Annotated in this window: 12 protein-coding genes; 8 read left to right on the forward strand and 4 right to left on the reverse strand. The window is 57.0% G+C overall.

What is annotated here, in order from left to right:
* Positions 1-131 precede the first annotated feature (131 nt).
* The 4 genes from BN2684_RS03500 (at position 132) to aguB (ending at position 3205) form a co-directional block, all read left to right on the forward strand.
* Positions 132-674: a GNAT family N-acetyltransferase gene (locus BN2684_RS03500; RefSeq protein ID WP_058300789.1), complete on the forward strand. Its 543-nt coding sequence runs from the start codon at positions 132-134 to the stop codon at positions 672-674.
* A gap of 72 nt (positions 675-746) precedes the next feature.
* Entirely contained in the window at positions 747-1001 is a 255-nt protein-coding gene (locus tag BN2684_RS03505) for a hypothetical protein (RefSeq protein WP_234340163.1), read from the forward strand.
* 166 nt (positions 1002-1167) lie between these two features.
* Positions 1168-2196 carry an agmatine deiminase family protein gene (locus tag BN2684_RS03510; RefSeq protein ID WP_058300791.1) on the forward strand — a complete coding sequence of 343 codons (1029 nt, stop codon included), beginning with the start codon at positions 1168-1170 and terminating at the stop codon, positions 2194-2196.
* A 127-nt stretch (positions 2197-2323) separates the two neighbouring features.
* Positions 2324-3205 (forward strand): N-carbamoylputrescine amidase, encoded by an 882-nt coding sequence (gene aguB / locus BN2684_RS03515; RefSeq protein ID WP_058300792.1) that lies wholly within the window; start codon positions 2324-2326, stop codon positions 3203-3205.
* Positions 3206-3354: 149 nt separating this feature from the next.
* On the opposite strand, the gene BN2684_RS03520 is transcribed toward aguB, so the two are convergent.
* On the reverse strand, positions 3355-3558 hold the full coding sequence (locus BN2684_RS03520; RefSeq protein WP_058300793.1) for a hypothetical protein: 204 nt from the start codon (positions 3556-3558) through the stop codon (positions 3355-3357).
* Positions 3559-3704: 146 nt separating this feature from the next.
* Between BN2684_RS03520 and BN2684_RS03525 the strand changes: the two genes are divergently transcribed.
* From BN2684_RS03525 to BN2684_RS03540, 4 genes are all read left to right on the forward strand, one after another.
* Entirely contained in the window at positions 3705-5375 is a 1671-nt protein-coding gene (locus tag BN2684_RS03525) for an LTA synthase family protein (RefSeq protein ID WP_058300794.1), read from the forward strand.
* 34 nt (positions 5376-5409) lie between these two features.
* Complete coding sequence (locus tag BN2684_RS03530) at positions 5410-6318, forward strand: DMT family transporter (protein ID WP_058300795.1); 909 nt, start codon at positions 5410-5412, stop codon at positions 6316-6318.
* Positions 6315-6941 carry a TVP38/TMEM64 family protein gene (locus tag BN2684_RS03535; protein WP_316245498.1) on the forward strand — a complete coding sequence of 209 codons (627 nt, stop codon included), beginning with the start codon at positions 6315-6317 and terminating at the stop codon, positions 6939-6941. The genes BN2684_RS03530 and BN2684_RS03535 overlap by 4 nt, the downstream gene beginning before the upstream one ends.
* 120 nt (positions 6942-7061) lie before the next feature.
* On the forward strand, positions 7062-9521 hold the full coding sequence (locus BN2684_RS03540) for an outer membrane protein assembly factor BamB family protein (RefSeq protein WP_082651732.1): 2460 nt from the start codon (positions 7062-7064) through the stop codon (positions 9519-9521).
* Between the two features lie 163 nt (positions 9522-9684).
* Here the strand turns inward: BN2684_RS03540 and BN2684_RS03545 are convergent, their stop codons facing one another.
* From BN2684_RS03545 to BN2684_RS03555, 3 genes are all read right to left on the reverse strand, one after another.
* Entirely contained in the window at positions 9685-10995 is a 1311-nt protein-coding gene (locus tag BN2684_RS03545) for an ABC transporter substrate-binding protein (RefSeq protein WP_058300797.1), read from the reverse strand.
* Positions 10996-11118: 123 nt separating this feature from the next.
* Positions 11119-11955, reverse strand: coding sequence for a carbohydrate ABC transporter permease (locus BN2684_RS03550; RefSeq protein ID WP_058300798.1), 837 nt, complete (start codon positions 11953-11955; stop codon positions 11119-11121).
* Positions 11955-12842, reverse strand: coding sequence for a carbohydrate ABC transporter permease (locus BN2684_RS03555; protein WP_058300799.1), 888 nt, complete (start codon positions 12840-12842; stop codon positions 11955-11957). The genes BN2684_RS03550 and BN2684_RS03555 overlap by 1 nt, the downstream gene beginning before the upstream one ends.
* Positions 12843-12927: the final 85 nt, after the last annotated feature.

Here is a 12927-nt window from a genome sequence, read left to right on the forward strand (position 1 = left end):
ATGGGGACTGGGATATTGAAAGTTCCGCGACATATGGATGTCACGTGCGTCTTATCTCATGAGAAAGATATCCATCCGTGCCCCGGTCTGTTTGCCGGCCAGAGGCCCGAACCCGTAGGAGGTTTCTGTTTATGAGTCAGCCGTTCACCATTCATCGCCTCACCCCGGAGGATCAGCAATCGGCCTTTCAGGTGTTTGAAGAGGCCATTCCGGACGCGTTCGAGCAGCAAGGAATCGGCGACGATCAGTCATCCATCGCAGGTGAAATTGAAGGCAAGAAGCAGCTTGTCCGACGATCGCTTGATCCGGATGAAGACCGCGTCACGTTTCTTGTTGCCAAGCGCGGGGGAGAGGTGGTCGGTACGATTTCATTCGGACCTTGCGGGCATGAAACTCAGGTCTGTACGAATCACGAGCTGGATGAAGTAGGGGAATTGGGCAGTCTCTATGTGCGGCCAAGCGCTCAGAATCAGGGCATCGGCTCCGCGCTTATCGGAGAGCTGATCGCCTTGCTCAAAGCAAGAGGAGTCGAGCGCTTCTGCCTGGACAGCGGGTATTGGGCGGCACAGAAGCGATGGCGGAGGAAGTTTGGCGAACCGTATAAGATCGTCGAGGGCTTCTGGGGACCGGGATCCCCTCATATGATCTGGCTGTGCGAGGTAAAGGACTTCTGACTTCCGAAACCAAACGGACCGTCATCCGTTAGATGAACATATCCGTTCTAAGGGAGTGGTAACGTGGAAGTCATGCTCGGTTTGGTCCTGCTTGTGGCGAATATTCCAGTCTACCGATACTTGTTTCGAGTGTTCTTCGGCAGTCGCGACGAATTTAGGGAGGCGGTCAAGTATTCATTCACACCGGATCTCCTGTCTCTCTTCCGAGGCCGATACTGGAAGGATCAGTTTGGAGAGGCGAAGCTGTCGTTCTTTTTCTTCTGCTGCGTGATGGCGGTGGTTGTCGAATTTGTTGTGCTGCGTTCCCTCCTGTTGATGATGTTCTGATGGAGGGCGCTGCATCGTGAACAATTGTGAGCGAAGCGCATTTCGGGTATGATGGTAAAGGCTCGGGCTGGTCCGGCGAATGGAGAACAAGCGAGTCTTCTGCAGACCCGTTGCTCCCTTAGCCGCATGCGGTCCGACACGATTCTGTTACAATGCGAGGGAAGCCATGTATCCGAAAGACTTAACCTATACCATGCCGCCGGAATGGGCACCCCATTCCCGTACCTTTATCTCCTGGCCGATCCAGGACTCCATGTGTTACCCGGATGCGTATTCCGAGATCTGCGAAGGATATTCCGAGCTGATTAGGGCCATCGCTGAATTCGAGCCAGTGACCGTGATCGTGAACCCGGAGGACCTCGACCGGGTGAAAGCCCGGTTCACCGAGAACAACATCTCCTGCTTGGCGATCGAGCACAATGACGCGTGGCTGCGCGACAATGGACCGACCTTCGTAGCCGCGCAAGACGGCGCGCTCGCCGGGATCAACTGGCGCTTCAACGCCTGGGGCGGCAAATACGCTCCTTGGGATTTAGACGATCAAGTCGCTCCGCAAATTCTTGACCATTACGGTGTGCGCCGCTTCGACGCTCCTCTCGTCATGGAGGGCGGCTCCTTCCATGTGGACGGCGAAGGAACGCTCCTCACCACCGAGGAGTGCCTCTTGAATCCGAATCGCAACCCGGAGCTGTCCCGGGAGCAGATCGAGGAGCAGCTCCGTCTCCACCTCGGCATCACGAAGGTGATCTGGCTGAAGCGGGGGCTTGCCGGCGATGAGACGGACGGTCACGTGGACAACGCCGCCTGCTTCGCCGCGCCAGGTCGGGTTATCCTTCAGGTGTGTGACGATCCGGCGGATGAGAATTATGCGATCACCCAGGAGAATCTGCGCATCCTGGAGCAGGCTGTCGATGCCGCTGGACGCTCCCTTGAGATCGTCAAGCTGCAGCAGCCGCCTTATGCCGAGCATGAAGGCAATCGGCTGACGCTGAGCTACTTGAACTTTTATTTCGTGAACGGGGGCATCGTTCTGCCCGTATTCGGCGGAGCGGCGGAAGAGACCGACCGCTTGGCCGTACAGGCGCTCCAAGCCGAGTTTCCGGACCGCCGCATCCGCACGGTGAACGGCATGGCCGTCATCCGCGAGGGCGGCAACGTCCACTGCACGACGCAGCAGATGCCCGCCGTCCGCTGACTGGCAACTGGATGCCATCGGAACCGTTTGGTCCGTGAGCAGACAAGCAAACAAGCAGACTTGCAAACAAGCAGATAAGCAGGCATTCACATAGCCCCATCCTTTACCAGACAGGAGGCCTTAGCCCATGAGAAACGTGAAAGTCGCGGCCACCCAAATGAGCTGCTCCGGCAACATCGAGGAGAACATCGCGAGGGCCGACTCCCTGGTGCGCAAAGCGGCAGCCGAGGGAGCGCAGATCATTTTGCTGCAGGAGCTGTTCGAGACCCCGTACTTCTGCCAGAAGGAAAAGGCCGACTACTACCGCTACGCTACCGAGCTTGAAGAGAACAAGGCCGTGAACCATTTCCGCGCCGTAGCTCGCGAGCTGCAGGTGGTGCTGCCGATCAGCTTCTATGAGAAGAAGAACTACGCCCGCTACAACTCCCTCGCGGTCATCGACGCGGACGGAGAAGTGCTCGGCCTCTACCGCAAAAGCCACATCCCCGACGGTCCCGGCTACGAAGAGAAATTCTACTTCAATCCCGGCGACACCGGCTTCAAGGTGTGGAACACACGCTACGCGAAGATCGGTATCGGCGTCTGCTGGGACCAATGGTACCCGGAGACCGCCCGCTGCCTGACGCTGATGGGGGCGGAGCTGTTGTTCTACCCGACCGCGATTGGCTCCGAGCCGCAGGACGGCTCGATCGATTCGAAGGACCACTGGCAGGCGGCCATGCTCGGCCACGCCGCGGCCAACCTGATTCCGGTCATCGCCTCGAACCGCATCGGAGCCGAATCGGATGAGGATTCCGCGATCACCTTCTACGGTTCGTCCTTCATCGCCGGGCCGCAGGGCAACAAGGTAGCCGAGGCGGGACGGGTCGAAGATGCCGTGCTGACCGCCGAATTCGACCTGGATGCTCTGGAAGTGGGCCGCCTCGAATGGGGCATCTTCCGCGACCGCCGTCCGGATTTGTACGGCATCATCGCGACCTACGACGGCTCCACACCCGTGAAGCACTGATACCGTTTGGAGCAGAGGAAGCAACCGGAAGCAATCGAATTTCGATGATAGCTATCGCGCTCCCATTAAATATTCATCGTCTACTATAGAAGACTCCAGCCGCACTTAACCGTGGGGCCGGAGTCTTCTTCGTTTCGCTCGATTCCCATTCAATCCGCCAACAGCTCTCGTAATAGAGCGGCGGGGTTATTCAGAAATGCCTTGGTGAGCTGATAATGCTCCGTCTCTTCATAAGGCGTCAGCTTGATCCCGTCTGCGTCCAGCACGTAAATGTCCGCTCCCGGATAGCCGAGCAGAATCGGCGAGTGCGTGGCGATGATGAACTGGGCGCCTTGACCGACCAGATCGTGCATAGACGAGATGGCAAATCCGTATAAGAACGGCCTTCTGGATGCGTTACCACATCTCCCCAATCTACTAAAATAATCGCCCCGTTCCGCCTATCTATGATACAATTTAAAGCAATTGTGGGCCGGATATCGATAACGTGGAGGACATCATGAGAAGAAAAGGGTTGCTGACCGCTATCATTCTACTAGGGATCGCCCTGATTGGGGGCGCTTTTGCGCTGGCTCCCGGACAGAGTGCGCTAGATTCGAAGAGTCCGCAGGTAAATGCGGAGGAAATAAAGGAGACGCAGAACAAAGCGACTCCAAACATCATCGCCATCCAACTGGAATCGTTCCAGTCCTTTGTTTTGGGCAAGACCATCGAGGGGCAAGAGATCACCCCGAACCTGAACAGCCTGATGAAGGACTCGCTGACTTATCCGAACTTTTACCTGCAAAATGGTGCGGGCAACACGGTCGATGCTGAGTTCATGTTCAATACCTCGCTGCATCCGGTGAAGCCGCCGAATGTGATCGCGTTTACCGACCCGATGAAGGAATTCCCGTCCCTGCCTCGGATTCTTCGGGAAAAGGGCTATTCGACGATCACCATGCATACGAATAACGCCATGTTCTACAACCGCAAGGAGTTCTACTCGGCGCTTGGGTTTGAGCGCTTTTTGGATAAAGACTACTTCGGCACTGACGACTTCATCGCCTTCGGCTCCTCCGATGACATTTTATACGATAAGGGAATGGATGCGGTCATCGAGTACGCCAAGGAGGGCAAACCCTTCTACGCTCAGTTCGTCAGCATGTCGAGCCATCATCCGTTCCGCCTGCCGGAGAAATTCCGCGAGCTCGAGCTGTCCGAGCTGTACCAGGATAATATGGCGGGAGACTACCTGCAGGCCACCCGGTACACGGACACGGCGATCGGCCACCTGATCGAGCGCTTGAAGAAGGACGGCCTTTGGGAGAACACCATTCTCGTGCTGTACGGCGATCATACGGGCATTCAGATGAAAATGGTCGAGGATGCCGAGAAGGCGGCGCTAAAAGAGATTGTCGGTCATGAGTATACGCTGGCGGACGCCTTGCGCGTTCCGCTCATCATCCACGGACCCGGCATCGAGGCGAAGGTGGATGAGACGTACGGAGGGCATATGGATATGCTTCCGACTCTACTCAGCCTGACTGGCAATACTCCGGCGAATGCCAAGTTTTTTGGCTATGACCTGACGAGCGGCCAGGCGCATACGATTCCGATCCGCGGGGCCTTTGCCGATGAAGGCAGCTTCATCGATGAAGGTACCCTGTACAACCCGGTAAAAGAGACCTCGATGGATCTTGCGACGGGGGAGAGCAAGCCCGTTGACAAGTCGGTGTATCAGGCGAAATATGACGATGTGCTGGCTCGCTTCCAGGCGTCGGAGGAGTATGTCAAAGGGCTGCCGGAGAAGAAGGAAGACTTCGGGGAAAAGGTTGTGTTGACCGAACCGGCTGAGCTGTATGCGACCGCCGATATGACCAGCCCTCTTGGAATTACCGTGCCGAAGACGACCGTCACATCCAAGGAAAGCAAGCCGGAGGAAGGCTGGTACAAGATCGAATACGAGGGCAAGAGCGGCTGGATCAAGCCCGAGCGCCCGATTTTGGAGCTGTGGGGACTCATCAAGCCGAAGAACAAGATGAAGCTGTACAAGGAACCGGATGATACGCTGGAACCGGTGTTATCCGTCGGCATTCAGAATCTGAATGTGACCCAGCGCTGGGTAGGGACCAAATGGTACAAGATCGTAACCTGGGCCGGCGAATTCTGGGGCCAAGTGGAAGAATGATCGTGACGGCTTAAGGCCGATTAGGAGGAGCTACATGCAGCGGCAGGATACGGCGCTATTGTTTTTACTTGCTTCGATCTGGGGAGCGTCCTTTCTCTTCATGCGGATCGCATCCCCTGTGCTCGGCCCGTTCTTTACCACCGAGGTTCGGGTAGGAGTGGCGGGAGTGGCTCTCCTGCTGTATGCGGCCCTGCGCGGCAAGCTTCCTCGCCTTCGCGACCGGTGGAAGGCCTATCTGATTCTCGGTGGGCTCAACGCCGCCATTCCATTCGTACTGATCTGCACGGCGGAGCTTCATCTGAATGCTTCGCTCGCCGCTATTCTGAACGCGACGACCCCGCTGTTCACCGCCCTCGTCGTCTGGGGCTGGACACGGGAGAGGCTCGGGCGAGGCAAAGCGGTAGGAATGGTCATCGGACTTGCGGGCGTCGCCATCCTGGTTGGCTGGAGCCCGCTGCCGCTGAACGGAGAGACCGTGCTGGCCATCCTCTTCTCGCTGCTTGCGGCACTGGCCTATGGCTTTGGCACCACCTATGCAGGCCGGGCCTTTCGGGGCGTAGCGCCGCTAGAGGTCGCCATCGGCCAGCAGTTGGCCGCTGCGATCCTGCTGCTGCCGTTCGCTCTCTACGAATGGCCGCGGAGCGTACCTCCCTCAAATGTCATCTACTCGCTGCTCGGGCTTTCCCTGCTGTGCACGGCACTCGCTTACCTCATCTTCTACCGGCTGATGGAACGAGTCGGAGCCGTCAAGACCGTCACCGTGACGTTTCTTGTGCCGATCTTCGGCATCCTCTGGGGGGTTCTGTTTCTGAATGAGTCGGTCTATGTCACGACGGTCATCGGGCTGCTCGTCATCCTGATGAGCATCGTGCTGGTCAACCAGATTCCGCTTCCAGCGAGGCTGAAGCGCAAGCCTAAAGAAGAAAGGCTGGAGCTTCCTTGATCGAGCTTTCTTATTTGACAGACCTGAACGAGGAAGGCTTGCTCGAGCTTCTGGACCGGTTTCGCTCGTTCGGACCGCTGCCCGGAATTGCGCTGCCTTTCCTCAAATCGTTCATTCCGCCCCTGCCAACGGTCGTGCTGGTCACGGTGAATGCGGCCGTCTATGGATTGTGGCTCGGCGTTCTTTATTCCTGGCTCGGGCTTGTCAGCGGCTGCCTTGTGACGTTTCTCCTCGTCAAGCTGCTGTCTCGGCATCGGTTCATCGAGCGGTGGAGGCAAAAGCCGAGGGTGCAGAAGAGCCTGCGCTGGATTCGCCGCAACGAGTTCAGCTACGTGTTCCTGCTCAGCTTGTTTCCCGTGGGTCCGTTTGTCGTGATCAACATCGCTGCAGGCATATCCGGGATGCGGCTCAAAACCTTCGCGCTAGCGCTGGCATTGGGCAAAGCCTTGATGGTGTTTATGGTCTCTTACATCGGCCGCGACATCGGCGATCCGGTTCGCCTCTTGGTGCTGGCCCTCGTCGTCGCTGTCTCCATCATCCTCGTTCGCAAGCTGGAAGCGCGTTTCAGCGCGGTTGTGCCGGAGCAGGAGGCGAAGCAGGCGGGCAAGGATCTCGCACAGTGAACGCTATTGGAGGCGCGGGCGGCCTTGTCCCCGCTACTGCCCGTGAAGCCGCCCATGCAACCTCGTTTCAATCCTGAGCGTCTATTTGGAGAAGCCATGGATTGAAAGCGAGGTTTTTTCATGACTGAAAGATATCGTTTCTGCCCGTTAACCCGCTCATGCGCCGTACTGATGACGGTCTTGCTATTCCTTACCGGATGCACAGGGAATGGAGGGGCTGGAACAGGCGTCGCTGTACCCTCCAGTCCTTCTGGACAAGTTTCCTCCTCCGCATCCTCTTCGACATCGCCCGCGGCGTCGTCTGCCGCAGCCTATAGCGGCGGCGAGAATTCACCATCCTCCTCCTCCGCTCCTCTGCTCGTCCCTACCGTCCTTCCGGTGGGCGGCGAGTGGACCCCGCGCCATTTCAGTCCCTATTTCCAGGAGCCCTTGCTCCCCGGTAAGCTGGAGACAGCGTCCTCGTCTCATTATGACGAGGCGGGCATTCCCTATCGCATCATCGAGCAGCAAGGGGAGTGGATTCAAGCGGACAATGGCTCCGGACCGGTCTGGGCGCCGCTCTGGTACGGAACAGCCGCCGCAGGCAGCATCGTCGAAGATGCGGAGCTTGCCCGCATCCAGCTGAAGCCGGAGACCATCCTGCACCTCTATCCGGAGAGCGGATCGGCATGGAAGCTGGCTGAGATGGATTCCGCTCTCCGGGAGGCGGCGGAGGGAGAGGGCTTATACTCCGTGCTCACCTGGAAGGGCTGGCGGGGAGTGATCCTGCCGCCGTCCGTGCCGTACACGGGCGACAGCCTTAACCGTCCTCTGCTCTTGTGGGTTCCGGATTCCGCCACTGTCGGACGAACGCCGCTGCCGAAGGGGCTTCTTGCTGATTGGGGCGAGAGCGGCTCCGGGACTGCTTCTCCGGAAGCGGCAAACCAGCAAGGTAACAATGCGGCGGTCTCCGCGCCCGCCTTTTCCATGGCGGCAAGCCGGGAGCGGGCTGTGACGGAAGCCGTGCTGCATCAAGGGACGACGGAAGCGCAGGTGGAGAGGTGGCTCGGAGCTCCCGCATTCGTGGAGAAGTCTGCAAACCTGGAGTTGAGCACCCAAGAGCCGCAGCTGCTGGGGACCACATGGCGTTATGAGAGCGATCAGGCTCAATTCACCGTATCCTTCGACCCGAAGGGCCGCCTTGCGCGTTGGAACTGGATCTTGCCCATCACGGAAGCGGGCATGCAGGAGATATCCAGCGTTCAACAGCCGTATACCTATACGTATGAATACCGCGTGCTGCCGCTGGCGTCGACGCGCAAGAGTGATGCGGCATGGGTTCATCAAGGCAATTTGGATTATGCCTATCTTGTCGGTGCGACAGACGGGGTTCTTCTAATCAACGGAGACGATGGCGGCTACAGCGGGTTTCATGAGAACAGCAGCCTATACGCGATTGACCGGACTACCGGCAAGAAGCTCTGGCAGATCGATGCCGGTTTTGATGCTCTTCAATACATCATGGATCCCGACGGCAAGCATGTGATGGTCTCGACCGCCTACAACAAGCAAAAGAAAAAATACGAGCAACACATTCGCCGGATCCGTCTGGCCGATGGAAAGCCGATTTGGGAAATGGTGAGGAAGGAGGGCGATCCGATCCTGAGAATGAGCGCAGCGAAGGGATCGGTCGTTCTGTATCAGGAGCCGTTTCAATCGGATGACCGCTCCGTACCGGGGGAACTGTCGGTTCTGGATGCCGCCACCGGCAAGTTTCGCTGGAAGCAGCCCGTTATGGAGAAGACCGACATCGTTCCGGGATCGCTGGCCGTTCCTTCCATCCTTATGAAGAAGACGGACGGTCTCACCGCACTAAACCCGCTTACCGGAAAATCCGTCTGGCACAAAGACATGGAAGCAGGCGGGTCTGATCCTGATCCTTATCAATTTGCAGATTCTCCGGCAGACGTGTTTCGTCCCGCTGCCTCCTTTGGCTGGATTACCGTGGGTGCGGATAAGGTTTTGCTGGATGCGTTGACCGGCGCCGTGAAGGCTAGCTATGTGACAAAGCCAAACGAAGTGATCACGGTCATCGACGATTCCCATTGGCTGATCCAAACCAGCTTCGGGTCGGAACGCTTTGACGGGCAACAGTCGGTTCAAACTCGTCTGTATGATCCCTTTACCGGGACGACCGCCTGGACCTTGTCCGGACGCGGCTCGGCCGGAACCATCGAGGGAGACCGCCTCTATCTTATACTAGACGGGCTTCCGACTGCCGTAGATCTGAAGACGGGCAGCGTCCTCTGGCAATCGCCGACAAACGGGGTTCCCGATTCTTCGGATGCTTCTTATTCTTCTTATTACGCCTTAAACCGCATCGTCGTCCAAGGGGATCGGCTGGTGCTGCCATACGGTCCGGACTTCCTCGTTCTCGACAAAGGGAACGGCAAGCCGCTCTATCGGCTGGGAGACATGCAGGCGGCTTATCCCGATCTGCGAGAAAAGCTCACCCTGAGCGGCCTTCTCAACGCAGGACCGGACGGGTATCTCTATGCCGGCTCATCGAACGGCCGGTTCGGCAAATTCAAGCTGCCTTAATCAGAGTTGGCCATCGCATAACAATTTGACGATGATCTGCAGAGATTCCCTTTCAAATCGAACACGTTCCTTCCACCAAAAAGCTCTCTCCCACAGCGCCCGGCGCCGCGTGGAGAGAGCTTTTGATTACATTTGCACCTGTTGGCCCAGCTTGCTTGGCTTGTTACTTCTTCACGATGTCTTGAATTCCTTTATCGAATTTCCCGAGCAAGGTGTCCTTGTCGATTTGTTGGCCTTCGTATTCCTGCATGGCAGCACCCCAAGCTTGGATGACGCCGTCCGGATAGCGGCCCCAATGCCAGCCGCCAGCCGTTGCTGCTTGTTCGGAGATGGCGGCGCCGATTTGGCCGATGTCGTCTGAGGTAGCCTTGATTGACGTCAAGGCCGGAATGAATTTGAACTCTTTCGTCAGATAGTTCTTGCCCGTTTCGGAGGTGACCATCCAGTTGAGGAAAGCCTTCGCTTCTTCCGCGTTCTTCGATTTGCTGTTGACGATCCAGAAGTTAGCCGGGCCGGTGTAAATGCGGGCCTTGCCGCTGTCGTCGATCGGGATCGGGAGGACGCCGAGGTTCATCTTGCCGATCTTGTCGATATCGCCTTGAATCCAGTTCCCTTGTTGGATCATAGCGGCTTTGCCGGTTGCGAAGTAGGAGACTTGGGTAGCGTAGTCGGTCGTCAGCTTATCCTTCTGGCTGTTGCCGAACACGACATCCACGTAGTTGATCCAGTTGGCGAACACTTCATTGCCCTTGAAGGAAGCGGTGCCTGCTTTCGTATCGTCCGTAAATTTGACCGGATCGGGTTGTTCCGCGATCCCTACGTTGATCGTGTGATGACCGATGGACCACCATTCGTTCGTCGTCGAGAAGGGGGTGATTCCCGCCGCAACTAGCTTTTCACATGCAGCCTTCAACTCGGTCAGCGTCTTGGGCAGTTCCGTAATGCCCGCTTTTGCGAACAGGTCCTTGTTGTAGATGATGCCGTAGCCTTCGATGTTCATCGGCATGCCGAGCAGCTTGCCGTCCACTTGGGCAGGAGCGGATGCGGCCGGGATGACATCCTTGGCCCAGGGCTCGCCCGACAAATCGGAGGCCCGGTCATAGTAAGCCTTCAGAGCATCAAAGCCTTCGGAGTTGAAGATTTCGGGCTCCGAGCCGGATGCGATCTCGGCTTTGAGAAGGGCGTTGTAGTCTTCTCCGCCGCCGTGGGTTTCCACATCGACCTTGACGCCGGTTTCCTTCTCGTAATCGGCCGCCATCTTGGTCAGGGCGTCGGCGATCTCCACTTTGAACTGGAACACGCGAATCGTGACGTCCTTTTTCGCGGGAGCTTTGCTGGCTTCGGCCGAGGAAGACGAGCTGGATGATGGGGAAGCCGAATTCTCCTCCGAGGATTTTTTGCCGCAGCCTGCGAAGGCGGTGAGGATGAGGGCCGAGATCATGAGCAGGACGGTTAAACGCATAGAACGTTTCATACCTGAACCTCCCTAAAATGTCTGTTTTTCACTACATTTCCATTATAGAAAGCGGTTGCAGCTTCGAAAACCGACGTTCTTGACTTCTTTGGTGCATTATATTGACCTCTCGGTTCGCTCCGGTTACCCCTTCAACGAACCGGCAACAATCCCCTCAACGATATACTTTTGCAGCAGCATGAATATGGCGATGATTGGCGTAACACTCATGGCAAGTCCGGCCAGCGCGAGATCCCACTGTTTGGTATATTGCCCAAAAAAGCGGGTGACCGCAAGAGGAATTGTCGTGATGTCTTTGTTGGAGCCAATGATCAGCACCGGCAGCAGGTAGTCGTTCCAGATCCACAGCCCGTTCAGGATCACGACCGTCATGACGATGGGGCGAAGCAGCGGGAAGACAATTCGCCAAAACACTCCGTAGGGCGAGCATCCGTCCACGACTGCCGCTTCCTCGATTTCAAGCGGGACCGTCTTAATGAAGCCGTGGAACAGGAAGACGGAGAGCGACATGCCGAACCCGAGGTAGCAGACGATGATCCCAAACATATTGCCGCGAAGCTCGAGAAGGCTTGTGACCCGCACCAGCTGCAGCATGATCGACTGGAAGGGGATGATCATCGACGAGATGAAGGCCGTGAACAGAATGCGGTTGAACAGCGTCGGCTTTCGAACGAGACGGTAAGCCGTCATGGAGCTCAGGATGACGATTCCGCCGACGCTGAGGAGCGTGATGACTACCGAGTTGCCGAGGACCTTCGGAAACCGGATGATGTCCCATACCCGCGAGTAGTTGGAGAACAAGTATTTCTCAGGCAGGGAGGCGGCATCGATCATGATCTCGCCAAGCGACTTGACGGAATTGACGAGAACGAAATAGAAGGGAGCCAGAAAGAGCAGGGCAAGCAGAACGGCCAACGCTTGAACGGCGTATGCGCGGATCCGCTGGGCACGAGTCAGCATCAGACCTCCACCTCCTTCCGTTTGGTCAGCCATACCTGGGTGACGGCGATGATCGAGATGACGAGGAAGAACAGAAGCGCCTTGGCCGTACCGAGCCCGTAACGGTTGTTGACGAGCGCCTCCGCGTAGATGTTGTAAGCGAGCGATTGCGTCGATGTTCCGGGTCCGCCTTTGGTCAGCGAGAGGTTGAGGTCGAACATCTTGAACGCATTGGACGTCGTTAGGAACAGGCAAACCGTGATGGCCGGAACAATGAGGGGCAGCATGACACGGCGGATGATTTGCTGAGGATTGGCTCCGTCAATCTTGGCTGCTTCGATCAGATCTTTGGGAATGCCGACGATTGCGGCGATGTAGATGACCATCATGTAGCCCGCGGTCTGCCAGACGAAGACGATGACGAGTCCCCAGAAGCCGGTGGTCGGCGTTCCGAGCCAAGGCAGCTCAAACAAGGACCAGCCGGTCAACTCCCCGATCGTTTTGAAGCCCTTGGTGAAGATGAACTGCCAGATGTAGCCGAGCAGGATTCCCCCAATGACATTCGGGAGGAAAAAGATCGTACGCAGAGCATTTCGCCCCTTCATGGCGCTTGTCAGCATCAGGGCAAGCAGGAAGGCGAGGAGGTTCGCCCCGGCTACGGTTAGGACGGTGAATTTGATCGTAAACCGGAAGGAAGCCCAAAACTTCTCGTCATTCGTAAAGATGCGAATGAAGTTATCCATGCCGATCCATTTGGCCTTGTCGAGATCAAGCCCGTTCCATTCCGTAAAGGAATAATAAAAGCCGAGCAGGAAGGGCACGAGGACAATGACGGTGAAGGCGGCGAGACCCGGCCCTACAAAGACGGCCTGCTGTACCCATTCGCTCGTCCGGTTGCGCTTCTTCATACGGAAATCCCCTTTCCAATCGGATTCTAGTTTAACTATAGCCAGCCGTTGTTTTTTTGAACACTGACGGATATGATGAGTTTGG

Origin of the sequence: Gorillibacterium timonense, from assembly GCF_001457415.1 — a bacterium.
GTDB classification, from domain to species: domain Bacteria; phylum Bacillota; class Bacilli; order Paenibacillales; family NBRC-103111; genus Gorillibacterium; species Gorillibacterium timonense.